This is a genomic window from Acinetobacter sp. NyZ410 (assembly GCF_022828975.1).
Classification (GTDB): domain Bacteria; phylum Pseudomonadota; class Gammaproteobacteria; order Pseudomonadales; family Moraxellaceae; genus Acinetobacter; species Acinetobacter guillouiae.
This window is the reverse complement of record NZ_CP094620.1, coordinates 2,661,306-2,685,461: the sequence shown is the minus strand read 5'-3', so window position 1 is coordinate 2,685,461 and position 24,156 is coordinate 2,661,306. Positions and strand designations below refer to the sequence as shown.

Annotated in this window: 20 protein-coding genes; 10 read left to right on the top strand and 10 right to left on the bottom strand. The window is 38.4% G+C overall.

The features are described 5' to 3' along the window. Positions 1-52: 52 nt before the first annotated feature. The 6 genes from benE to catA form a co-directional block, all read right to left on the bottom strand. Positions 53-1,279 (bottom strand): benzoate/H(+) symporter BenE, encoded by a 1,227-nt coding sequence (benE, locus tag MTO68_RS12690; protein WP_244012739.1) that lies wholly within the window; start codon positions 1,277-1,279, stop codon positions 53-55. A gap of 60 nt (positions 1,280-1,339) precedes the next feature. Then, entirely contained in the window at positions 1,340-2,125 is a 786-nt protein-coding gene (gene benD / locus MTO68_RS12685; RefSeq protein ID WP_244012738.1) for a benzoate diol dehydrogenase BenD, read from the bottom strand. Between the two features lie 27 nt (positions 2,126-2,152). Continuing rightward, on the bottom strand, positions 2,153-3,169 hold the full coding sequence (benC, locus tag MTO68_RS12680) for a benzoate 1,2-dioxygenase electron transfer component BenC (RefSeq protein WP_151803075.1): 1,017 nt from the start codon (positions 3,167-3,169) through the stop codon (positions 2,153-2,155). Positions 3,170-3,278: 109 nt separating this feature from the next. Further along, on the bottom strand, positions 3,279-3,788 hold the full coding sequence (gene benB / locus MTO68_RS12675) for a benzoate 1,2-dioxygenase small subunit (RefSeq protein WP_004821879.1): 510 nt from the start codon (positions 3,786-3,788) through the stop codon (positions 3,279-3,281). Further along, positions 3,785-5,185 carry a benzoate 1,2-dioxygenase large subunit gene (gene benA / locus MTO68_RS12670; protein WP_004719896.1) on the bottom strand — a complete coding sequence of 467 codons (1,401 nt, stop codon included), beginning with the start codon at positions 5,183-5,185 and terminating at the stop codon, positions 3,785-3,787. The genes benB and benA overlap by 4 nt, the downstream gene beginning before the upstream one ends. Positions 5,186-5,267: 82 nt before the next feature. Further along, positions 5,268-6,188 carry a catechol 1,2-dioxygenase gene (gene catA, locus MTO68_RS12665; RefSeq protein WP_244012736.1) on the bottom strand — a complete coding sequence of 307 codons (921 nt, stop codon included), beginning with the start codon at positions 6,186-6,188 and terminating at the stop codon, positions 5,268-5,270. 282 nt (positions 6,189-6,470) lie between these two features. On the opposite strand from catA, the gene MTO68_RS12660 reads away from it, so the two are divergent. From MTO68_RS12660 to MTO68_RS12650, 3 genes are all read left to right on the top strand, one after another. Then, positions 6,471-7,397, top strand: a complete 927-nt coding sequence (locus MTO68_RS12660) for a LysR family transcriptional regulator (protein ID WP_004821871.1) — start codon at positions 6,471-6,473, stop codon at positions 7,395-7,397. 460 nt (positions 7,398-7,857) lie between these two features. Then, positions 7,858-9,231, top strand: a complete 1,374-nt coding sequence (locus tag MTO68_RS12655; RefSeq protein WP_244012734.1) for an MFS transporter — start codon at positions 7,858-7,860, stop codon at positions 9,229-9,231. A gap of 111 nt (positions 9,232-9,342) precedes the next feature. Beyond that, entirely contained in the window at positions 9,343-10,608 is a 1,266-nt protein-coding gene (locus tag MTO68_RS12650; RefSeq protein ID WP_244012732.1) for a DcaP family trimeric outer membrane transporter, read from the top strand. 458 nt (positions 10,609-11,066) lie between these two features. Here the strand turns inward: MTO68_RS12650 and MTO68_RS12645 are convergent, their stop codons facing one another. After that, a complete protein-coding gene (locus MTO68_RS12645) occupies positions 11,067-11,978 on the bottom strand; it encodes an alpha/beta hydrolase (protein ID WP_244012731.1) in 912 nt (303 codons plus the stop codon). Between the two features lie 8 nt (positions 11,979-11,986). Then, on the bottom strand, positions 11,987-12,538 hold the full coding sequence (locus MTO68_RS12640) for a PadR family transcriptional regulator (protein WP_004719902.1): 552 nt from the start codon (positions 12,536-12,538) through the stop codon (positions 11,987-11,989). Positions 12,539-12,706: 168 nt separating this feature from the next. On the opposite strand from MTO68_RS12640, the gene MTO68_RS12635 reads away from it, so the two are divergent. The 3 genes from MTO68_RS12635 (at position 12,707) to MTO68_RS12625 (ending at position 16,454) form a co-directional block, all read left to right on the top strand. Beyond that, positions 12,707-14,731: an NADPH-dependent 2,4-dienoyl-CoA reductase gene (locus tag MTO68_RS12635; protein ID WP_244012730.1), complete on the top strand. Its 2,025-nt coding sequence runs from the start codon at positions 12,707-12,709 to the stop codon at positions 14,729-14,731. A gap of 139 nt (positions 14,732-14,870) precedes the next feature. Further along, positions 14,871-15,281: a nuclear transport factor 2 family protein gene (locus tag MTO68_RS12630; RefSeq protein ID WP_004821860.1), complete on the top strand. Its 411-nt coding sequence runs from the start codon at positions 14,871-14,873 to the stop codon at positions 15,279-15,281. Positions 15,282-15,371: 90 nt separating this feature from the next. Then, a complete protein-coding gene (locus MTO68_RS12625) occupies positions 15,372-16,454 on the top strand; it encodes an alpha/beta fold hydrolase (protein ID WP_244012728.1) in 1,083 nt (360 codons plus the stop codon). 289 nt (positions 16,455-16,743) lie between these two features. Here MTO68_RS12625 and MTO68_RS12620 read toward each other — a convergent pair whose 3' ends face one another. Continuing rightward, complete coding sequence (locus MTO68_RS12620) at positions 16,744-17,619, bottom strand: LysR substrate-binding domain-containing protein (protein ID WP_244012726.1); 876 nt, start codon at positions 17,617-17,619, stop codon at positions 16,744-16,746. 145 nt (positions 17,620-17,764) lie between these two features. Between MTO68_RS12620 and MTO68_RS12615 the strand changes: the two genes are divergently transcribed. Further along, on the top strand, positions 17,765-19,183 hold the full coding sequence (locus tag MTO68_RS12615) for an aspartate ammonia-lyase (protein ID WP_244012725.1): 1,419 nt from the start codon (positions 17,765-17,767) through the stop codon (positions 19,181-19,183). Positions 19,184-19,327: 144 nt separating this feature from the next. Here MTO68_RS12615 and MTO68_RS12610 read toward each other — a convergent pair whose 3' ends face one another. Next, the gene (locus MTO68_RS12610; RefSeq protein ID WP_244012723.1) at positions 19,328-19,792 is read right to left on the bottom strand and encodes an internalin; all 465 of its coding nucleotides are present in this window, start codon (positions 19,790-19,792) and stop codon (positions 19,328-19,330) included. A 229-nt stretch (positions 19,793-20,021) separates the two neighbouring features. On the opposite strand from MTO68_RS12610, the gene MTO68_RS12605 reads away from it, so the two are divergent. The 3 genes from MTO68_RS12605 to eno are packed head-to-tail and all read left to right on the top strand — an operon-like array spanning position 20,022 to position 23,885. Next, positions 20,022-21,662 carry a CTP synthase gene (locus tag MTO68_RS12605; RefSeq protein WP_004719920.1) on the top strand — a complete coding sequence of 547 codons (1,641 nt, stop codon included), beginning with the start codon at positions 20,022-20,024 and terminating at the stop codon, positions 21,660-21,662. 30 nt (positions 21,663-21,692) lie between these two features. Continuing rightward, entirely contained in the window at positions 21,693-22,550 is an 858-nt protein-coding gene (gene kdsA / locus MTO68_RS12600) for a 3-deoxy-8-phosphooctulonate synthase (RefSeq protein WP_004719923.1), read from the top strand. 45 nt (positions 22,551-22,595) lie between these two features. Then, complete coding sequence (eno, locus tag MTO68_RS12595; RefSeq protein WP_004719930.1) at positions 22,596-23,885, top strand: phosphopyruvate hydratase; 1,290 nt, start codon at positions 22,596-22,598, stop codon at positions 23,883-23,885. The last annotated feature ends 271 nt before the right edge of the window (positions 23,886-24,156 follow it).

Below are 24,156 nucleotides of genomic sequence, written 5' to 3'. Positions count from 1 at the left end.
TCCCATCGAACTGCGTGGGATTTTATACTGATTATTAAGTGAATATATTGGTTTATTGACTTTGCGGCGAGTCTTGTACTGGGGTTGGAATGACAGCCTTTGATTGTTGTCGAGTTAAAGTCAAGTGTGCGATCATGCCAATACAAATTCCCCAGAAAACCGAACTAAATCCTAAAAAATGCATACCTGATACAGTGGCAAGAAAAGTAATGATGGCAGCATCTCGTTGTGTTTCATCTTTCATTGCAATACCAAGATTGGTGGTAATTGCTCCGAGTAAGGCCAATCCAGCAAGTGCCGCAATCAACTCTTTGGGAAGTATGCTAAATAGCATCACCAAACTGCCTGCAAATAATCCACCTAGAATATAGAAGATGCCATTAGCAATACCTGCGATATAGCGTTTTTCTTTCAATTCATGCGAATCTTTACCCGTGCAAAGTGCAGCAGTAATCGCTGCTAACACAATCGTGATTCCACCAGTAAAAGCCACAGCAATAGAGGTGATACTGGCTATGCTTAAAATCGGTTTAGCAGGTGTGTTGTAATGATTCAGTTTAAGAATTGCCATACCTGGCAAGAACTGACCCGTTAAACTGACAATTGTAAGTGGAATTGCAAGATTCAATGTAGAAGACCAGGTCCATTCTGGACTGATCAGAACAGGAACTGCCAATGAAAAATCCATTGGTACTGGATTGATTTTTCCAAAGATAAAACTGAGCGTAATACCTGAAAATAATACCCAAATTATGGCATAGCGGGGTGAAAAGCGTTTTGCCAATAAAAAACAGATCAGCATACCAAAAACGACATAGGGCATTGTGTCAGTAGCTTTAAACAGACCTAAACCAAACTGGAACAGAATTCCAGCCATCATTCCTGCTGCCAGCCCTTGTGGTATCCATTTTAAAAGTTTATCAAAAGAACCAGTAATCCCAATGATAAAAATAATGATTGCAGAAGTAATATAGGCTGCAACAACTTCATTGAGAGAAATATGCGGAAATAAAGCCACCAAGAGCGCCGTTCCCGGTGCTGACCATGCGGTAATAATCGGCGTTTTAAACTTAATGGATAAAATGATTCCAGTGATTGCCGCGCCAATAGAGCTCCCCCAGATCCATGATGCCATCATGGTTGAGGAAACATTGGCTTGTTGAGCGGCCTGAAAAAAAATGATCATTGGCCCTGCATAAGAAATCAGTACAGCTAAAAATCCTGCAACTGTCGCTGACAAAGACCAATCTTGTTTTAACGTTGTGAACAGGGATGCCATTGGGCAAAGCCTCCATGCATTGAATTTCAATGATCCTGCTACATAAAAAGGAGACCAGTTTTAACCCTGATCACCACCACCTACAGGAACAATAGTACCTGTCATATAAGAGGATTCATCAGACGCAAGAAATAATATTGCATTGACTTGTTCCTGAATCGAACCATAACGGCCCATAAAAGTGCGATCAATGGTTTGATCTACCACATCTTGCATCCATTGTTTTTCATTTTCGGTCAATGCCATAGTATTACGAGGGACTTTACGTGGAGGTGCTTCTGTACCGCCAGTCGCAACAGCATTAACCCGAATACCATCTTTGGCATGTTCAAATGCAAGTGCTGTGGTTAGACCATTTACACCACCTTTGGAGGCTGAATAGGGCACTCGATGAATTCCACATGTTGCAATAGAGGATACATTAACAATGGTACCTTTCTGATTTTTGATCATTTCGGGCAGGACTGCTCGACAACACCATAAGGTTGGAAATAGTGAGCGATGCACTTCTTTGATGATTTCTTCTTCAGAAAACGCTTGAAACGGTTTCATCCAAATTGCACCGCCGACATTGTTAATCAAAATATCAACACGCTTATAGCGTTCAATAGCTTTAGCAACGACAGCTTGAGCACCCGCTAAAGTTTCCAGATCTGCATTGACGGTGATTGCATCACCGCCATTTTTGTTAATTTCAACAAGCACGTCTTCGACATATTCTGAACGGTCAGCCATAACCACATGCGCACCTTCCGCTGCCACTTGTAGGGCGACACCACGACCAATACCTTGTGCGGCACCAGTAACAATGACAACTTTGTTTTTAAATCTTTGGCGATCTGACATTCTTCTCAGCTCCTGAACAGTACGATTTTAGTTTGCAGAGAATTTCTCAAATAAGAAGTTTGCAGGTTTAATCCCTTCAGTATCCAACCAGCCTCGAACAGCTTCAACCATAGGAACAGGACCACATAAATAAACATCGACGTCACCGCCATTTAGCCAGTCATTGTCAATATGACCTGTCACATAACCTTTGCGTTCATGTGTTGATTCAGCATGTGCAACGACTGTACGGTATTCAAACCATGGCAGTTTATTTTGCAGTTCATTGAGCTTTTCAAGTGCTACAAGGTCAAAATCATTGGTTACTCCAAATACTAAGCGTACAGGGTGTTGTGAGCCTTTGTCTTCAAGCACTTGTAACATCGACATAAATGGTGCAATACCTGTACCGCCTGCCAACATAACGACAGGGCGAACTACATTACGAAGGTAAAAACTTCCAAATGGACCAGTAAAGGTCATTTTGTCGCCCGCTTTGGCATTTGCACTTAAAAAGTCACTCATCTTTCCATTTGGAACATTACGTACCACAAAGCCTGTTAAGCGATTTCCAGGTTTTGAACTGAATGAATAAGAACGCGTTTCAGTGGTTTGTGGAATTGCCACATTGACATACTGACCTGCAAGAAAATGAATATCGGGTTGGCCTTCATCTAATTGAATATCAAAAGTGATGGTGGAATCAGAGAGCTTTTCAACACGAGATAATGTACCTTGAAATGCATGAATTTCGGTTTTGCATACTTCAGATGAAGCTTGAATCTGAAATACGGCATCAGAAGTAGGTCTACATTGGCAGGCCAAGATATAGCCTTGTTCAGCTTCTTCTGGTGTTAAAGCATCTTCAATATAACTTTCTTCAGGCATGTCAAACGAACCAGATTCACAAAAAGCACGACATGTACCGCAAGCACCATCACGGCAATCTAAAGGAATATTGATTTTCTGGCGATATGCTGCATCAGATAAAGTTTCACCTTGTGTAACTGAGATAAAACGCGTTACGCCATCTTCAAATTGAAGAGCAACATTGTGGTTTGACATGGCTGAAAATCCTATAAAAATCTTTAAAACTTTTGAGTGCTTTAGCCAACTTTCCATTTGGCTAAAGCAAACACCTCATATTTTTGTTTACACAACTCGAGATAAAAAATTAGAGGTGGTAAATATCGATGACTTGGTTGATGTAGTCATTTTTTAACACCACATATTTATTCAGAATCTGTGGTTGAGTAGCAGAAAAGTCGATGACATAACGAGACATACCAAAGTAGCTATAACTGTTTTTGTAACGAAAACTCAGCGTATTCCAGTTAAAGCGGACTGTGACTTTGTCACCATCTCTTTCGATAATTTCAATATTGCTAATATTGTGGCAAGTGCGTGTATCAGGCATGGTTGCTGAAGAACGTTCAGTTTTAATCCGAAAAACACGGTCTTCCAAACCTTGACGGTCAGGGTAATAAATCAAAGAAATTTCAGACTGAGGATCTTCGGTCAAACGATCATCATCATCCCAAGCAGGCATCCAAAAACATGCCGAGGGTGAGTAGCAGGCCAGCCATTGATCCCATTGTTCATCATCTAAAAAACGTGCTTCGCGGTAGAGAAATTGCGCAATATTTTCTAAAGAAACTTGATCGATGTTTGCTGTTGCATTCATGCTGTTGCTCCTTGCTGAGATGTTTCTTGTTGAGCAAGATTTTTTTCAGATTGAATGGCATGTTTCATCATTTCTAACCAGTATTGATGTTGGGCAAGATACAAGCCTTCATCTTCTGTTTTAATACCACTCAGTTTAGGTTTTAAACCAATTTCATTGGCCGCATCATCCGGTCCTTGAATCCAGTGTTTTGATCCACGGCACATGTCATTCCATTCAAGCTCAATACCAGCATAACCGGCTTGACAGGCACGGAATTCTTCAAGGTCATCTGGAGTTGCCATGCCCGAAGCATTAAAGAAATCTTCATATTGGCGAATACGTCGTGTACGTGCTTCAGGGCTTTCACCTACAGGTGCAATACAGTAAATCGTCACTTCAGTTTTATTGACTGAAATTGGACGCAATACACGGATTTGCGAACCAAATTGATCCATGAAATAGACATTTGGGTAAAGGCATAAGTTACGTGAACGTTCGATCATCCATTTCGACATTGGCGCACCGAATTTTTCAGTATACTCATCAGCTTTTGGATAATTAGGACGATCTTCAGGGTTTGCCCATTGAGTCCATAACAGCATATGTCCATGCTCAAAACCGTATGAACCGCCACCTTGTTTGCCCCAAGCACCTGCACTCATTGCACGGACATTGTCATTTTCTTGCTGTTTTTCTTTACGTTGCTGTGTGGTCGCTGCATAGTTCCAATGTACAGCCGAAACGTGGTAACCATCTGCACCATTTTCAGCAGTCAGTTTCCAGTTACCTTCATAGGTATAGGTTGAAGCACCACGTAAAACCTCTAAGCCTTGCTCAGATTGGTCGACAATCATGTCAATGATTTTAGTCGTTTCACCTAAAAATTCTTCTAAACTTGGTACATCTGGATTTAAACTGCCAAATAAGAAACCTTTATAGCTTTCAAAACGTGCTACTTTTTTTAGGTCATGTGAACCTTCTTTATTGAAGCAATCTGAATAACCAGCATCGCTTGGATCTTTAACTTTGAGTAGTTTCCCAGAGTTATTAAATGTCCATCCATGGAATGGGCATGTATAAGTCGCTTTGTTACCACGCTTATGCCGACAAAGTTGTGCGCCACGGTGTGAACACGCATTGATCATGGCATTTAATTCGCCATTGCGATTACGCGCAATCATAATGGGCTGACGCCCCATAGTGGTGGTGTAATAATCGTTGTTATTTGGAATTTGGCTTTCATGTGCCAAGTAAACCCAGTTGCCTTCAAAGATGTATTTCATTTCTAGGTCAAAAAGGGCTTGATCTGTGAAAACAGAACGATGAAGTTTAAATTCACCCGTTTCAAAATTATCGACTAAGAGTTCGTCAATCCGATCAAGATGGCTGGTATTTATAACAGGAATACGTGGCATATGGGTTCTCCGACTTTCCAAATGAGAGGAAGTCCCCGAAGTGCTGCAATAGTGCAAACATTTCGGTTCCGTGCGTGTGGGTTTAAGCGCTTGCGCGACGACGATCTACTTCTGTAGATGGTGCTTTAGGTTGTTCTTTTACCAGTGCTACATTGAATGAAATACGTTTAAATGGTTTGTTGAGACCATGACGGGCAATTTCAACTTCATCACTGATATCAATAGCTGTTGCCACTAAACCATCGCGTGTTGCAAAAGCAAAATCATCCCAAAGGTATTGATCACCTTCGATGTTGAATTGTGTGGTTAATTTGCGATAGCCGAGTGCAGATACGAAATAATGCACATGAGATGGACGGTTACCATGGCGGCCTAATTTGTTCAGTACAAACTGAGTCGTCCCTTGTGGTGGACAGCCATAGCCAACGGGCATAGTGGTTTGTGCAACATACTGACCATTGCTATCAGTCAATATGCTACGGCGTAGATTAAAATCTGACTGCGATTTATCGAAGAAAGAGTAATTACCTAAACTGTTGGCATGCCAAATTTCAACTTTAGCATTTGGGATAAGATTGCCATCTGTGTCAGTTACTGTACCTTCAATAAATAGGGTGTCGATTTTATCACTCTCTGAACCATCGTCCATACGAGAAAAGCCGACGGCCTCAGGTGCTCCAGCGACATATAATGGGCCTTCAATGGTGCGTGGTGTGCCGCCTGTGATACCAGCTTTTGCATCTGCTTCATCAGCACGTAAATCCAAATAATGTTCCAAACCTAAACCCGCTGCTAAAAGACCAAGTTCATTGGCTTGACCTGCATCGGTAAAATATTCTAGGCCTTTCCATAATTCACTTTGTGAAATGTCTAAATCTTCAATGGCTTGAAACAAGTCAGCTAATAAACGTACCACTACTTGTTGTACACGTGTATCGACTGCACCTGTTGCAGTGTCTACATTCATTTGTTTGACCAAAGTATCGATTTCTTGACGGTTCATACTAGATCTCCTGCAGTATGCGTGGTTTGGCATTGCATACGAAAAAAATCGTTTGAAACTTTGCTGCCCACTTTCCATGTTCTTCATGTGCGAGATTTAAAGCTTGAACTGATAAAAGTGATTCATTGGGCTAACAGAATGAGATTCTTTGGCTGGCTGTGAATATCAAAAGTTTTACAGTCTTGCTTTACATCTTGCTTTTGATATACCTTAAAAGAATGGATGATCGCTGTCTAAGATCAAATTTGCATTTTTTTATATCTTAAAGGTATGGAGTTTGAGATGGAACTCAGGCATTTGCGCTATTTTGTTGCTGTTGTAGAAGAACAAAGTTTTACCAAAGCAGCAGAAAAGCTTTATATTGCTCAGCCTCCACTGAGCAGACAGATTCAAAACCTTGAAGGTGAATTGGGTATCGCGCTTTTTGAACGTGGAAGCCGTCCGTTAAAAACCACAGAAGCAGGACAATTTTTTTATCAACACGCTGTTAAACTTTTGTCTAATGCCGAAGAAGTAAAGTCCATGACCAAGCGAATTGGCTTGATCGAAAAAACCGTAACCATGGGGTTTGTGGGTTCTTTATTGTATGGTTTGTTACCCAAAATCGTTTATATGTTCCGCCAACAGCAGCCACATTTAAAAATTGAGCTGATTGAAATGAGTACCAAAGATCAAATTCAGGCGCTTAAAGAGGGACGTATTGATGTTGGATTTGGACGTTTAAGAATTTCTGATCCTGCCATTAGGCGAGTTTTGTTGCGAGAGGAGCCGTTAATGTTGGCTGTCCATATCAGTCATCATCTCGCTACAGATTCTAAGGGTACTTATTTTGCCGATATTGAAGATGAGAACTTATTCCTTTACCCAAGTCATCCTAAGCCTAATTTTTCCACTCAAGTACGTCATCTGTTTTCCGAGCATGGTCTAGATCCTAAAAATCTAAAAGAAGTCCGAGAAATTCAACTGGCTTTGGGGTTGGTTGCTGCGGGTGAAGGCGTATGTATTGTGCCTGAGAGTGCAAAAACCATTCAATTGCCGAATTTAATCTATATCCCATTGTTAGATAGCTCTGCAAAAAGTCCAATTTTTATGGCAATACGTTGTATGGATGAAAGTGAAAATATTCGGTCTTTATTTGATTGTATTTATCAGGTTTATGATTTAGAAGGCTTTCAATATGATCGTGCGAGCTTTACGACCATTTATTAAACCGCTTTCATCAATCAAAAAAATGATCATGTGTCGTTAATAAATTAGCATTGAAAGTTCCTTCTCCCTTTGGGAGAAGGCTAGGATGAGGGTGCTTTTATGTTGATTTATGATTTAAAAAAGGACTTAAGATAGAAGCCTATTCAGTTCAATCATTGAATGAAAAGTAATTTATAGATGTTATTTTGCGTGAAAAGTAACATATTGAAAAATCAGAACAAGTCGATTGATTTGTTCTAATACTCTAAAAATATCGAGATAATCATTAAAATAAAAAATAAATCATTGAAAATATAAAGCCCGATTTCTTTATTAATTCTTTTAACCTATTGTTTATTCATTAAAAAATATTAAACCGACTTTTAAGGTATGGATATATATGCAATCGGTTTTGGACAAAAAATAACAGCTGCCTCATTGTTTGAAAAAATTTCGTAGCGTTTCACCGCAGGAGGCAAAAGTGCAAACGAGTAAACTAAATATTAATCGCATCGTGGATGAAGCAAAATTCACCCCTTTTCATTGGGGCGTTCTATTGTGGTGTTTATTAATTATTATTTTTGATGGTTATGATCTGGTTATTTATGGCGTAGCTTTACCTTTATTGATGCAAGAGTGGGGATTAACTGCTGTACAAGCAGGCTTGCTGGCCAGTACAGCACTTTTTGGCATGATGTTTGGTGCAATGAGTTTTGGAACACTGTCTGATAAGTTGGGCCGTAAAAAAACCATCATGATTTGTGTGGCTATTTTTAGTGGATTTACTTTTCTCGGTGCATTTGCATCAACCCCCGTTGAATTTGGGATTCTCAGATTTTTAGCAGGACTTGGTATTGGTGGTGTGATGCCGAACGTGGTGGCTTTAATGACTGAGTATGCGCCTAAACGTATACGTAGCACACTGGTCGCTGTGATGTTTAGTGGCTATGCCATTGGTGGTATGACCTCTGCCTTGCTGGGTGCTTGGCTGGTGGTCGATTATGGTTGGAAAATCATGTTTTATATCGCCATTATCCCATTCTTGGCTTTACCACTTATTTGGAAGTTTTTACCTGAATCGTTGATGTTTCTAACTCACCAAGGCAAGACCGATCAAGTGCGAGAAGTGGTACAGAAAATTGCACCACAGCAACAGATTCATGCATCGACTCAATTTGAATTAAATGAAGTCACTGCTGGTGATGAAGCACCGTTACGTGCATTGTTTCAGCAAGGTCGTCGATCAAGCACATTAATGTTCTGGATTGCTTTCTTTATGTGTTTATTGATGGTTTATGCACTCGGAAGTTGGTTGCCTAAATTAATGATCCAAGCAGGCTATTCACTGGGTGCAAGTATGATCTTCTTATTTGCATTAAATATTGGTGGCATGGTTGGTGCAATTGGTGGTGGTGCTTTGGCGGATAAATTTCATATTAAACCCGTATTGACTATCATGTTTACAGTTGGTGCGATTGCGCTCATTTTCCTTGGTTTTAAAAGCCCACAATTCATTCTCTATACCTTGATTGCAATTGCTGGTGCTGCAACCATTGGTTCACAAATTTTACTCTATACCTTTGTTGCACAATTTTATCCAGCAACAGTACGTTCTACAGGTATGGGCTGGGCATCAGGCATTGGACGAATTGGTGCCATTGTTGGGCCAGTCTTAACAGGTGCATTGCTGACCTTAGAGTTACCTCACCAAATGAATTTTCTTGTTATCGCTGTTCCAGGATTTATTGCAGCACTGGCGATATTCTTTGTGAATTTAAATGCTTCAGTGGAAAAAACTCAAACGGCCGAAGCACCAACAACTCAACAAAATATTGTTGGAAATACAATTAACTAAGCTCGTAAACCAAACTCACTCACTGAATTGCTATCTCAGCCCGATTCATGAAGATGACGGCTGCTCAATAAATACGAAAATTAAACCGTAGAGAATAGGATGATTTCTACAATGCATATTTTTAAATACAACATTATTTTGGTGTCAATGGGATTACTTAGCCTAAATATGGCACATGCAGATTCGATGACAGAAGTTGAACAGTTACGTAATGAAGTTAAACAATTACGTGAAATGATTGAACAACAGCAACAAGTGCAAAATAAGCAAATTGTGGCATTGGAAAATAATGTTAAAGCGGCACAGGTTGTATCGCAGGCAAAGGATCAAAGCTTTGCACGAACAAAAGCAGGTGCAGAAGTAACACTATATGGGAATATCCGTGCGGATCTATTGTATCAGTCGGAAGGTGGAAGTGCCGATCGACTGTATAATCAGATCAATAGCGTACCGCTTAAAGGCCATAATGAAAGTAGTGATCAATTAAAATCGACACTTGCCGCGACTCGTTTAGGTTTAGATTTTAAAACTGCTGACAAAGATATTTCTGGAAAAATAGAAGTTGATTTCTTAGGTGCGAATGATGGACTTAGAATTCGCCATGCCTATTTTAATTATGGTCAGTGGTTGATTGGTCAAACATGGTCTAACTTTGCAGTGCCTGATTATATGCCAGAAACAATTGATGCTTTAGGTTATGTAGGGGGCGCTGTTAAACGTGATGCACAAATTCGTTATACCCATAAATTTAATGCAGAAACACAGCTGGTAACGGCTTTGGAAGATTCCAAAGATGCCTTATCGAATATGCGGATCCCGGTTTTATCAACTCGATTAAATCAATCATTTGCTGATCGAGCGGGTGCATTGAGTTTGCGAGGCATGGTTAGTGAAAAGAGAACAGTTGCTGATAATGAACTCGCTTGGGGTGTTGGACTTGGAGCAAAATACGATATTTCTGCAAAAACCACACTTAAAGCAGATTATTATCATGTTAAAGGTGATTCCAGTTTAGTGTCATGGACGAACCAAGGCTTTGCTATAGATGCCAATAAAAATATCATGGCGCTGAATCAATTTGACTCAATCACTGTGGGGGTGACGCAACAGTTTAACTCACAATGGCGAGGAACATTGGGATATGGCTATATGAAAGCGGATGAAAATCAGGATTATATTCGATATTTGAGTGATCCGACCAAAGCCAATAAAACACTTTGGCAAGCTTGGGCCAATGTATTTTATAGCCCGAAAAAGCCGTTAAGTTTTGGTCTGGAATATGTTTATGGTGAGCGTAAAGCCTTTGTTGCAGCACCTAATGGACAGGATACAGGTGAGGACAATCGTTTTAATGCGGTTGCGATCTATAATTTTTGATAAATATTTCTATTAGTCTTCTTACGAAAGTAGGCTTTTAGAGGATATTAAAATGAGGTGAAGTCTTTAAAAAAATATCAAACTTATATCATTCTATAAACGTTAATTCATATGGTGATAAAGTTTGTACGGCCATACCTTGCATTTAAAGTTTAAATATATTTGCGTAGGCGATGCCTCCCTTTTCAGGGATGAAAAGGGACAAAAATCCTCTGTTGGGTGAGAGGTACGTCCTGTACCCCCACCCAACGGCGACAGCCATGTCGCCTCACGATAGAATGACCATGTATGGTTCAATAATGTATAAAGCTGTTTAATTTATATGATGATCAATATATGGATTAGTATTAAATAACGACTTTAAAAGCGTTTTTTAAAGATAACGTGAGTAATTTGATAAAAAACCTCTTTTAATTTGATTTAAACGAGGTTTTTATATTGTTTGTTATTCGTTTAAATTAAGCGGATTCTTTTAAAAATAAACGGATTGCTTGGCTAAATTTCACGGGTTCAGTAATAAGCGGGGTATGCCCTGAACGTTTAAAAATAATATTTTTCGCATTGGCTAAACTGTCAGAAATTTGCATTTGACCTTCAGCAGGATAGAGCGATGACTTTTCCCCAATAAAGAATGTAGTTGGACATTCCAATTGTGAAATTGCCTGACGATAATCTTCATCATGGTTGAGATAATTATCGATATACCAAGTTAAATAATCCATTCGACGGATAGGTAATAAATGTTTTTGTAATTGAGGATGTTTAAGCGCCAAATTAAACATAAATGGGCTTAATTTATTACTGCCCTGAATTTTAATAAAATTTAACCAAATTTGAATCAGTTCAGTTCGTGGTTCAATCGGTAATTCATCGACAAAACGATAATTTGAATATTGATGTAAAAAATCAGAGAAGTCTTTTAGCAATCTTTTAATTTTAAAATACTTTTTCCCAAATAATCCAAACTCCCATGTTTCATCCGTTGGGATTTTAGGGGTTTGATCAATGTGTAGATAAGCTTTGAGTTTTTCAGCCAAATTGCCATATTGCATCCCATGCATGGCAGTGGTTGCTCCCATGGAATAACCCATAAGAATAAAATGATCTAAATTTAACTGGTCAATTAAGCTTTCAAGATCACGCCAATGGTTGCTAATCGCATCGATTTCTTGAGGGATCTTACAGGTTTTAGAGCCACCAAATCCGCGCCAATCTGGGATATAAAATTTATAATGTTTAATATTAGGCAGTAAAAAGGGAAGCCATTGCCAACTATGCATACCTAAACCAGACAGGACCAGTACAGGTTCACCCTGACCAATTTCACGGACAAATAATTTTTCACCATCTGGCATTGTATAGTGTGGCATGCAGTTTCCTATGAATTCTCTTTATTCTCAAACGCTTTAAGCTGTGGAATGACTTGGTCGAGCCAGTTGATCCAGCCCATTTCTAAGTCTATACCCAATTGTAAAATCATTTTGTGAATATATAAAGTTCGATCCAGTTGCTCGATTTGTTCAAAATCTTTGGAAAAAATCTGGCGGTATAGTTTTAAATTTTCACGATGTAATTCTAAATGACGCTCAAGTTCAGGTAAAACAGTATTTCCACCAAATTGTGCTTCTGCCCGTAAGCGAACCATAATTTCTTCACGAAGCTGTGCAGGCTGGCCTTGTTTGACCATCCAGTCAGCCAGTTCGACCCGTCCAAGTTGCTCAACTTGATAGGTTTTTTTACGGCCATGATCAGACTGATCTTCAAGCGTGGAAATCCAGCCTTTCTTTTGCATGCCGTTAAGTTCACGGTAGATTTGTTGATGCGTTGCATTCCAGAAGAATCCCATAGATCGGTCAAAGCGTCGCGCCAATTCAAAACCTGTACTTGGCTTCTCTATCAGACTGGTCAATAAAACATGGGCTAATGACATTGTGTAATATCACATCAACAAAATGAATATAAAGTCATTATGCAACATGTTGCATAAAAATCAAATCTCGATTATAAATACTCACACTATGCAACTTGTTGCATTAAACAGATATGAAGTGTCATTTAACAGATTGATAGCTAGCGAAAGCACGCCAAGGGAGTTCACATGTCTAATTATCCGCATTTACTTGCGCCTTTAGATTTAGGCTTTACCACATTAAAAAACCGTGTATTGATGGGTTCAATGCATGTTGGACTAGAAGAAGTTCAAGGTGGCTATGAACGTATGGCTGCATTTTATGCAGAACGTGCAGCAGGTGGCGTTGGCTTAATTGTGACGGGTGGTATCTCACCCAATGATCATGGGGTAACATTCTTTGGCGGTTCAAAACTGGATCATTTAGAAGAAGCAGAAAAACATAAGGTCATTACCAAAGCTGTGCATGATGCTGGCGGTAAAATTGCATTGCAAATTTTACACACAGGTCGTTACTCGTATCAGCCTGAAAATGTTGCACCATCTGCGATACAAGCGCCAATCAATCCAACTAAACCGCATGCTTTAACTTCAGCAGAAGTTCATCAAACCATTGCAGACTTTGCCAATTGTGCAAAATTGTCACAAATCGCAGGTTATGATGGTGTGGAAATCATGGGATCAGAAGGTTATCTGATCAATGAGTTTATTGCTGCACGTACCAATCACCGCGATGATGAATGGGGCGGAAGCTATGAAAACCGTATCCGTTTCCCGATTGAAATTGTCAGAAGAACACGTCAGGAAGTGGGCGAAAACTTCATCATTATCTATCGTTTATCTATGCTGGATTTGGTTGAGGGTGGTTCTACACTTGAAGAAGTGATTCAACTTGCGAAAGAAATTGAAAAAGCTGGTGCAACCATTATCAATACAGGAATTGGTTGGCACGAAGCACGTATTCCAACCATTGCCACCAAAGTACCGCGTGCCGCATTCACTTGGGTGACCAAAAAATTAAAAGGTTCGGTCAAAGTTCCTTTAGTGACCTCAAACCGTATCAATACACCTGAAATGGCTGAACATGTCTTGGCTCAAGGCGATGCCGATATTATTTCGATGGCGCGCCCAATGCTTGCTGATTCGCACTTTGTATTGAAAGCTGAACAAGGCCGTGCTGATGAAATCAATACTTGTATCGGTTGTAACCAAGCTTGCTTAGATCATATTTTTTCAATGAAAATTGCAACGTGTTTGGTCAATCCTCGTGCATGTTATGAAACTGAACTTATTTTTAAAGAATCACCAGTTGCTAAAAATATTGCTGTAATTGGGGCAGGTCCAGCGGGACTTAGTTTTGCAACATATGCAGCTGATCGTGGACACAAAGTTACAATCTTTGAAGCATCTAATCAGATTGGTGGTCAGTTTAATATTGCAAAAACCATTCCTGGCAAAGAAGAGTTCTATGAAACTTTACGTTATTTTAAACGTAAAATTGAATTACAACCAAATATCAAACTGGTACTTAACCACACTGCAAGCTATGAAGAATTAGCGGCTGGTGACTTTGATGATGTTGTGGTGGCTACAGGTGTAACGCCTCGTCATTTAAATATTGAAGGTATCGATCATCCAAAAGTTTTGTCATATATCGAGGTTTTACGTGAGCGTAAACCTGTCGGTAAGAAAGTAGCAATTATTGGTGCAGGCGGTATTGGTTTTGATACTGCTGAATATCTTTCCCATGAAGGAGAGAGTGGCAGCTTAAATCCACAAAAATTCTATGATGAATGGGGAATTGATACATCCTATGAACATGTGGGTGGCTTGAAACAACCTGAGATTGAACAATCTCCTCGTGAAATCTACTTACTGCAACGTAAAGCCAAATCTGTTGGTGCTGGTTTAGGCAAAACAACAGGTTGGATTCATCGTACAGGTTTAAAACATCGTCATGTCAATATGATTCCTGGCGCAAGTTACGACAAGATTGATGATCAGGGCTTACATATTACGGTTGGCGACAAAACCATGATTTTAGATGTCGACAATGTGGTGATTTGTGCAGGTCAAGAACCCTATACAGCAATGTTTGATCAACTCCAAGCTGATGGAAAATCTGTACATTTGATTGGTGGTGCGAAAGAAGCGGGTGAGTTAGATGCGAAGCGTGCAATTCGCCAAGGTGCTGAATTAGCAGCTGTGATTTAAAAGGATCAACGCTGTTTGAACTCCTTCTCTTTAAGCCATGTGCAGTGTGAAGCATGCTGCGAGAGAAGGGATTTTATGAATGATCTTTAAAAATAATGGACATAAATTCAAAGTATTTCAAATCAAAGGGATATAAAAAATGAGTTATACAAATACCAAGCCTGCAATTCAAAAATGGCACAACATGCTGGAAAGTCGAGACATGAGTCTTTTAAATGAATTATTGGCAGACGATGTGGTCTTTCGTTCACCTGTGGCTTATAACCCCTATGAAGGTAAGCAAGTGGTCTTTTTCATTTTAAGCAATGTGATTCAAATTTTTGAAAACTTTACATATCATCGAGAATTTTTTACAGAGGATGAGCAAAGTGTTGTTTTAGAATTTTCTGCCAATGTGGGTGAAAAAAAATTAAAAGGTATTGATATGATTCGTTTTAATGAACAGGGTCAAATTGTTGATTTTGAAGTGATGATTCGACCAAAAAGTGGTTTAGAAGCATTGGCTGCTCAAATGGGGCAACGTATGGCCAGCTTTATACCTAAGGCCTAATTGTGTATATACTGCAATAAATAAAATTAAGTGTGAAAAATTTCTTAATTTTTAAAATGATGATGAGTGATAAAAGAGTTGAGGTGGAAAATGTCTGTATTACATAAGTTTACTGAGATTAGCCAAGATTTATTGGATCAAGTGACAGGTGCTGAATTACCAAAGCTGTATTTTAATCAGCAAGGAAAAATGTCTGAGATCATCAAGAAACTGCCTCAACTACAGGATAAATACCGTCCTACACCATGGCTCAGTAATACCCATGCCCATCTGTTATATTTTGATTTAATTAAGAAAAAATCCATTAAGCTTGATTATGATCGAATTGATCAGCTGACCATGCAAGATGGTGGGGTCACGGCAATTGCTTGGTATGGCTACGATTTACCACAAGAAACCCCAACCATTGTTATTATGCATACGATTACAGGTACACCTGACAGTATGCGTGAATTGGTCAAAGATCTCCATGAATATACAGGATGGCGTATTGCATTATGTCTACGCCGTGGGCATGCGGGCTTACCTATGCCTGTTCCACTAATGTCGATTTTTGGTTCAACCTCTGACTTAAAAGAGCAATTGGCTTCGATTCAAAACACATTCCCACAATCTGATCTTTATGCAGTAGGTTCTTCCGCGGGTACAGGCCTACTTGTGCGTTATCTTGGTGAACAAGGCCTAGATACACCTTTTAAAGCTGCTTTTGCCATGTGCCCTGGTTATGATACTGAGCTTGGATTTCAAAATGTCCATCCTTTCTACACCAAAGTCATGACCAAAAAATTGTTTAAGGCATTTATTAAGCCTTATGAGCAAACCTGGACACCATTACATTCTGTACAAAATGTTCTACAAACGAAAACTCTACAAGAGTTTCAGACTGAATATTTTGAAATGGCTGGTTTTTCAGATTATGAAAGCTATTCAAAAGCCACCAATCCAATTTATGTATTTGAAAATGTTAAAATTCCATTAATGATTCTAAACTCAGAAGATGATCCTGTTTGTTCAATCAAGAATTTAGAGCCATTTAAAGAAACCATTCAAAATATGGATAATGTTGTGGTGGTGACAACCAAAAAGGGCAGTCATTGTGGTTTTTATGAAGGTCTTAATACCAAATCTTGGGCTTCACGTTTAATGGCTGATTTTTTAAGACAGTATTCATGATGATACGCAGTATCAATAAATATTTATTTAAGTTAAAAATTGGCAGATCAAACTATTATTATTTGATTTGTCAGTTTTAATTGCTCAACTGGGTGTTTTATTGATCCTAAGTTGCTAGGTTAAGATAAATATTAGACTTCTTTCATAAGTCCATTTTAAACACAGATCAACATAAAAATTCCCCTCATCCTAGCTTTTGCCCAGTGGGAAAAGGCACTTTCAATATCGATAGATTCACTCTACATGATCATTTATTGAAGTAAGAAAGATCTTTATTTAAAATAAAGGCTTATTTAAGCGCTAAATAATTCCAAACAAAATTTATCTTTTGCGAGTAAATAATATTGCTACGAACGATATAAATATCTTGAAAGAAATTATAACCATCAAGTATTTTTAATTTATTTTCATTTATTTCTTCTTCAATCAGTAAGCGAGGTAGCCAAGCTACACCTAAGCCTTGTAAAGCCAAGGCTTTTAAGTCACTGGCATTATCCGTTTCATATAACGTTCGGTAATTGAGTTTACTTTCTATAATTTTATCTACGCATTTTCTCAGATAGGCTTGTTTACTATAGGCCAAAAGAGGGAATGTTTGATTGAGTTGGTAATTAGGCAATCCATTTTTACTGGCTGTAACAGGTACAATTTGCATATTTACAATTTTATGATAGGTAAAAAGTGTGAGATCCAATTGTTGTAAAGTGAGTTGATCACAATAACAAATGAGAAAATCACAAGAACCTTCTTTTAATAAATGTATCCCTTGTTGCAGATTTGCAGCAATAATTTCTAACTTTAGATCATTATAGTCTGAGTATAGTTTTTGAATAAATTTGGGAAAAAACTGCGTGATGAGTGAGTGTGATACTGCAAATTTAATTGAGAGTTCATTATCTTTAATGTTTTTTTCTAAATATTTTATTGTTGTATCCATTTGGTTCTGAATATTTTTTGCTGTAGAAAGCAAGACTTGACCAGCATCTGTAAAATCAATGTTTTTACTATAACGCTTTAAAATTTGAAACCCTAACGACTCTTCAATATTTTGTATTCTACGTGTAAAAGCAGATTGAGTGACATGACGTATAGCTGCAGCTTTAGAAATGGATTTTTCTTGGTCTAATGCAAGAAGATCCTCTATCCACCGAATTTCAAGCGTCATGTTCAATCACCAATAAATATTTAACTCAAGCAAAGTATAACAAGTGATATGCAAAAAATGCATACAGATATATTTTTTTACATTGGTCAAGTTTAGATTGTTTCACCTAAGATGAATTGATTATCTTCGTAGAGTTACATTGCAAATGAACATTGAAATTAAAACGAGAACTGAGAAAGATTTATTGGGAATGAAAGAAGTCCAATTTCATTGCTATTACGGTGTACAAACATTAAGAGCGGTTGAGAACTTTAACCTAAGTGCGCATAAATTAAGTCATTTTCCTATTTTTATTCAAGCGCTTGCTATGGTGAAGTCTGCTTGTGTAGAGGCTAATTTTAAATTAAATAAAATTGAAGAAAATAAATATAAAGCGATTCAACATTCATGTCAGCAATTAATAAATGGTTCATACCATAATCAATTCCCTATTGATATGATTCAGGGTGGGGCAGGAACTTCTACAAATATGAATGCAAATGAAGTTATTGCAAACATTGGATTAGAGTTTCTTGGTCATGCAAAAGGAGAATATCAATATCTACATCCCAATAACGATGTAAATATGTCTCAATCGACCAATGATGTATATCCAAGTGCAATAAAAATAGGTCTATTATTTGCATTGGATCATCTCAATGTTCCGTTTAAAAAACTAATTGAAAGCCTCAGTCGCAAAGCTGAAGAGTTCTCTGATATCTTGAAAATGGGACGTACTCAGTTACAAGATGCGGTACCGATGACATTAGGGCAAGAATTTAGTGCTTTTGCGCATACCTTACAAAATGATTTGCAAAAGTTAAATCATATTATGCCCGATTCACTCAGTGTGATTAATTTAGGTGGAACAGCAATCGGTACGGGAATTAATACCGAGGTTGAATATCGCTTAAATGCCATTCAAGCTTTATCAGAAATCACGGGTAAAAACATTTCAAGCTCGCCTGATTTGATTGAAGCAACTACAGATATGGGTGACTTTGTACTTTTATCGAGTTTACTCAAACGTACTGCAACAAAGTTGTCTAAAATCTCTAATGATTTACGTTTGTTATCGAGTGGACCGCGTACTGGTATAGGTGAGATACAATTGGAACCGCGCCAGCCCGGTAGTTCAATCATGCCAGGAAAAGTAAATCCAGTAATTCCTGAAGCGATGAATTTGGCGTGCTATCAAATTATTGCAAATGATTTAGCAATTACTTTGGCTGCAGAAGGTGGTCAACTACAATTAAATGCGTTTGAACCATTAATTGCACTTAAACTATTTGAATCTATTGAGTTATTAGGCAAAGCGATGCAAATGCTGAATGAAAAATGCATCCAAAATATCCGTGCCAATGCAGCGCATTGTCAGCATTTAGTGGATAACTCAATTGGTATCATTACTGTGTTAAACCCATATTTAGGTTATGAAACCACTACACGAATTGCAAAGATGGCAAATGAATCTGGGCAGAGTGTCTTGGCTTTGATCAAAGCTGAGGGATTACTTTCAGATGAAATTTTAGCAGATGTACTTGCTGTTCATAATATGGTTCAGCCAAAACAACATGCGGCTTAGTTTTTAAAAGCTACAGGTACAATTAAACTCATTCATGACTTATTATAAGAAATTAAGTTTTATATGGCATATGCAACTTAATACTTATGTAGAGTTATAAAAAAAGGGAAATTATCATTTCCCTTTTTTTAGCGATGCAAAATCTTAGTTTTTCAAAGCTGGTGTAGCAGCAGCGATGGCAGCGGCAACAGCATCATCTTCAGATTGTGCTGAACCAGAGCTTGCTTTTGGTGCTGGTGTTTTGGTTTGTGCAGTTTCAGTTTTTACTGACTCTGCTTTTGCAGGCTTCGCCTCAGTCGCAGCAGGTTTATTTTCCGCTTGTGCACTTGGCATAGTTGCATGGGCTTCATGCGTTGGTTCACGGCGAATTTCAGTGCTTGTATTTGCTGTTTCTGTGCGTTCAACTTCTACATGTGTCGGAATTTCGACTTGTTGCGCATTATTCTGTTCAACGCTTGGTAAGCTTTCAAACTGTGTAGGTTCAGAAGTCGCAGGTTGAGCAGTTTCAACTTTCTCTGGCTCAGCTTCTTTAGGCTCTTCTTTTTTTACACAAGCAGATACCAAAAGCGCTGTCGCAATTGCACCACAAATTAAAAATTTCTTATTCATAATGACTCAAAACAAAACGTATTAAAGAGATGTTACTTAGTATAACAGCAAAATGATATTTAAAAATCACCTTATCAAGTGCTAATTTTTTATTGGAAATGCTGATAGAATAGCCAATTGTTTATTGTTCTATGAATTGATGTGAATTGACTTTGCTTTCTTGGTACAAGGTAAAGTAAAATCGCACAACATTGTAGGCCAATTTAGGCTCCATTGTACGAGAAACTTAATGACCCATTTTATATTCGTAACTGGTGGTGTTGTATCATCACTAGGTAAAGGTATTTCAGCTGCTTCAGTTGCTGCACTTTTAGAAGCCCGTGGTTTAAAAGTAACCATGGTCAAAATGGATCCATACATTAATGTCGATCCTGGGACTATGAGCCCATTCCAGCACGGTGAAGTATTTGTCACAGAAGATGGTGCTGAAACTGACTTAGATTTGGGTTATTACGAGCGTTTCTTACGTCGTGCCAAAATGACCAAATTAAATAACTTTACTTCAGGTCGTGTTTATCAAGACGTTTTAAATAAAGAACGTCGTGGTGATTATCTCGGCGGTACAGTACAAGTTATTCCACATATTACGGATAATATTAAAGAACGTGTTCTTCGCGCAGGCGAAGGTTATGACGTTGCCATTGTGGAAATCGGTGGCACAGTAGGTGACATTGAATCTCTCCCATTCATGGAATCTGTACGTCAGTTGATGGTTGAGCTTGGTCATAAACGTACCATGTTGATGCATTTGACTTTATTACCTTATATCAAGTCTGCTGCTGAACTTAAAACCAAACCAACTCAACATTCTGTTAAAGAATTATTGTCGATTGGTATTCAACCAGACATTCTGATTTGTCGTACTGAACATGATGTTGACGCAGATACCACCCGTAAAATTGCACTCTTTACAAACGTTGAAGCGCGTGCTGTTGTGGTGTGTAAAGATGCACGTTCAATTTATCAAATCCCACGTACATTCTATGAACAAAACGTTGATGATTTAATCTGTGAACGTTTTGGTTATGACAGCTTGCCTGAAGCCGATCTTTCGGATTGGGATCATGTGGTTGAAGCATTATTGAATCCAGAGTACACAGTTCGTGTGGCGATGGTGGGTAAATATGTTGAATTGCCAGATGCATATAAGTCTGTCAATGAAGCACTTTTACATGCGGGTATTCAAAATCGTGTCAAAGTTCAAATTGACTATATCAATGCTGAAGAGCTTGAAAGCCAAAATCCAGCTGAAGTATTAAAAGGTATCGATGCAATCTTGGTTCCTGGCGGTTTTGGTGAACGTGGTACTGAAGGCAAAATGCAGGCGATTCAATATGCCCGTGAAAACAAAGTACCTTTCTTGGGTATTTGTTTAGGTATGCAATTGGCCGTGATTGAATTTGCTCGTCATGTTGCTGCTATGCCAGAAGCAACTTCTACAGAGTTTAATCGTTCAACAAAATTCCCATTGATTGGTTTAATTACTGAATGGTTAGATGAACGTGGTGAAATCCAGCATCGTAGTACTGAGTCAAACCTTGGTGGCACAATGCGTTTAGGTGCACAAAAATCAGAATTGGTTGAAGGCACTAAAACACGTGAAGTTTATGGTAAAGCGGAAATTACTGAACGTCATCGTCACCGTTATGAAATGAATGATCGTTTCATTCCTGCAATTGAACAGGCAGGTATGAAAATTTCAGGTTATTCGACAGCGCAGCATCTTGTTGAAACTGTAGAAATTCCTGAACATCCTTGGTTTATTGCTGTACAATTCCACCCGGAATTTACAAGTTCACCACGTGATGGACATCCATTATTTGCTAGTTTTATCGATGCCGCTAAAAAGCAGCACCAAAACAGCAAGTAAGTATGTAAGAACTTAAACTAGGAAGTTTAAATGTCACAATTAAAACCACAAGAAATTGTACGTTTAGGCGATATACAAATGGCAAATCACTTGCCATTTGTATTATTCGGCGGCATGAACGTACTTGAGTCGAAAGACTTGGCTTTTGAAATTGCAGAAACGTATGTCGATATCTGTACTCGTTTAGAGATACCGTATGTATTTAAAGCCAGTTTTGATAAAGCCAATCGTTCAAGTTTACATTCGTTCCGTGGCCCCGGTTTGGAAAAAGGCATCGAATGGTTAGGCGACATTAAAAAGCATTTTAATGTTCCGATTATTACCGATGTTCATGAACCTCACCAAGCTGCAGCTGTCGCTGAAGTTGCTGACATTATCCAGCTTCCTGCATTTCTCAGTCGTCAGACTGATTTGGTTGAAGCAATGGCGAAAACTCAAGCCATTATCAACATCAAAAAAGCACAATTCCTTTCTCCTCGTGAAATGAGCCATATTCTAAACAAATGTTTAGAAGCGGGTAATAACAAGCTCATTTTGTGTGAACGTGGTACGTCATTTGGCTATAACAACTTAGTTGTTGACATGCTGGGTTTCGACATTATGAAAGAAATGAATGTGCCGGTATTTTTTGATGTCACACATGCATTGCAAACACCGGGCGGTCGTGCTGATTCAGCAGGTGGTCGTCGTGCGCAAATCACGACCTTAGCACGTGCGGGTATGGCAACAGGGCTTGCAGGTTTATTTTTAGAAAGTCATCCAGACCCTGAAAATGCAAAATGTGATGGTCCTTGTGCATTACGTATGTCACAGCTTGAGCCATTTTTAGCACAGTTAAAAGAATTGGATACCTTAGTTAAAGGTTTCAAAAAGTTAGATACACATTGATGCGCTTAGAAAGCATCTTATTTTTAATCAACTGAGGAATTATTCATGAGCCAAATCGTTGACATTCGTGCACGTGAAATTTTGGACTCTCGTGGTAACCCAACCATCGAAGCAGACGTAATCCTAGACTCTGGCGTTGTTGGCCGTGCATGTGCACCATCTGGTGCTTCAACTGGTTCTCGTGAAGCTTTAGAACTTCGTGACGGTGATCAATCACGTTACTTAGGTAAAGGTGTTCGCACTGCAGTTCAAAACGTAAATGGTCAAATCAAAGACTTATTAAAAGGTCAAAACGTATTTGAACAAAAAGCGCTTGATGACAAAATGATTGCGCTTGATGGCACTGAAAACAAAGAAAAATTAGGTGCAAACGCAACATTGGCTGTATCTTTGGCGGCTGCACGTGCGGCTGCTGTTGAGAAGAAAACTGAATTGTTCCAATACATTGCAGATCTTCGTGGTCAAACAACTTTGTCTATGCCTGTTCCAATGATGAACATCTTGAACGGTGGCGCACATGCGGACAACACTGTTGATATTCAAGAATTCATGATTGAGCCTGTAGGTTTCACATCTTTTGCTGAATCTTTACGTGCTGGTGCTGAAATTTTCCATGCTTTGAAATCTGTATTGAAAAAGCAAGGTTTAAATACAGCAGTTGGTGATGAAGGTGGTTTTGCACCTAACTTACGTTCTAATGAAGAAGCAATTACTGTTATTCTTTCTGCAATTGAAACAACTGGTTATAAAGCAGGTTCTGATATTATGCTTGCGCTTGATTGTGCATCTTCAGAATTCTACAAAAATGGTCAATATATTCTTGCGGGTGAAGGAAACAAAGCATTCACAAGCAACCAATTTGCTGACTATCTTGCTGGGCTTGTTAAACAATATCCAATTATCTCAATTGAAGATGGTTTAGATGAGTCTGACTGGGAAGGTTGGAGCTATTTAACTTCTATCCTTGGTGATAAAATTCAATTGGTCGGTGACGATTTGTTCGTTACAAACCCTAAGATTTTACAACGTGGTATTGATGAGAAAGTAGGTAACTCTATCTTAATCAAATACAACCAAATCGGTACTTTGTCTGAAACTTTAGATGCAATCTATCTTGCTAAAGCCAATGGTTATAGCACTGTGATTTCACACCGTTCTGGTGAAACTGAAGATTCTACAATTGCAGATCTTGCAGTGGGTACAGCAGCGGGTCAAATCAAGACTGGTTCACTTTGCCGTTCTGACCGTGTTGCAAAATATAACCAATTGCTTCGTATTGAAGAATTGACTCATGCTGCTTATCGCGGTAAAGCTGAGTTTAAAGGTTTAAATTAATATCTTTTATTGATTTAAATTAAAAAAAAAGCCATTCTTTTATTTGATATAGGGAATGGCTTTTTTATACGCTAAAAATAATCATGAATAGTCTGTTTTAAGAGAAATTTAATATCATGTAATTGATTGATAATAAAATTTAAGGTAAAAATTTAATTAACTTAGTTTATTGAAAAAGGAAATTTATAATAAATAATATCGCGATATGTGAGTTTTTAGCATAAAGATAATTTTTAGAGTTTTACTTACAAAGTAGATTGTTGATCACCCA

Coding starts and splice junctions, on each gene's coding strand:
- catA (WP_244012736.1), bottom strand. CDS start 6,188: ATGAACCGTCAAGAAATCGATACTTTGGTCAAACAAATGAATGTAGAC.
- MTO68_RS12615 (WP_244012725.1), top strand. CDS start 17,765: ATGAACATTGAAATTAAAACGAGAACTGAGAAAGATTTATTGGGAATG.
- benC (WP_151803075.1), bottom strand. CDS start 3,169: ATGTCAAACCACAATGTTGCTCTTCAATTTGAAGATGGCGTAACGCGT.
- MTO68_RS12605 (WP_004719920.1), top strand. CDS start 20,022: ATGACCCATTTTATATTCGTAACTGGTGGTGTTGTATCATCACTAGGT.
- MTO68_RS12620 (WP_244012726.1), bottom strand. CDS start 17,619: ATGACGCTTGAAATTCGGTGGATAGAGGATCTTCTTGCATTAGACCAA.
- benB (WP_004821879.1), bottom strand. CDS start 3,788: ATGAATGCAACAGCAAACATCGATCAAGTTTCTTTAGAAAATATTGCG.
- benA (WP_004719896.1), bottom strand. CDS start 5,185: ATGCCACGTATTCCTGTTATAAATACCAGCCATCTTGATCGGATTGAC.
- MTO68_RS12610 (WP_244012723.1), bottom strand. CDS start 19,792: ATGAATAAGAAATTTTTAATTTGTGGTGCAATTGCGACAGCGCTTTTG.
- benD (WP_244012738.1), bottom strand. CDS start 2,125: ATGTCAGATCGCCAAAGATTTAAAAACAAAGTTGTCATTGTTACTGGT.
- kdsA (WP_004719923.1), top strand. CDS start 21,693: ATGTCACAATTAAAACCACAAGAAATTGTACGTTTAGGCGATATACAA.
- MTO68_RS12635 (WP_244012730.1), top strand. CDS start 12,707: ATGTCTAATTATCCGCATTTACTTGCGCCTTTAGATTTAGGCTTTACC.
- MTO68_RS12625 (WP_244012728.1), top strand. CDS start 15,372: ATGTCTGTATTACATAAGTTTACTGAGATTAGCCAAGATTTATTGGAT.
- MTO68_RS12645 (WP_244012731.1), bottom strand. CDS start 11,978: ATGCCACACTATACAATGCCAGATGGTGAAAAATTATTTGTCCGTGAA.
- MTO68_RS12650 (WP_244012732.1), top strand. CDS start 9,343: ATGCATATTTTTAAATACAACATTATTTTGGTGTCAATGGGATTACTT.
- benE (WP_244012739.1), bottom strand. CDS start 1,279: ATGGCATCCCTGTTCACAACGTTAAAACAAGATTGGTCTTTGTCAGCG.
- MTO68_RS12630 (WP_004821860.1), top strand. CDS start 14,871: ATGAGTTATACAAATACCAAGCCTGCAATTCAAAAATGGCACAACATG.
- MTO68_RS12660 (WP_004821871.1), top strand. CDS start 6,471: ATGGAACTCAGGCATTTGCGCTATTTTGTTGCTGTTGTAGAAGAACAA.
- eno (WP_004719930.1), top strand. CDS start 22,596: ATGAGCCAAATCGTTGACATTCGTGCACGTGAAATTTTGGACTCTCGT.
- MTO68_RS12640 (WP_004719902.1), bottom strand. CDS start 12,538: ATGTCATTAGCCCATGTTTTATTGACCAGTCTGATAGAGAAGCCAAGT.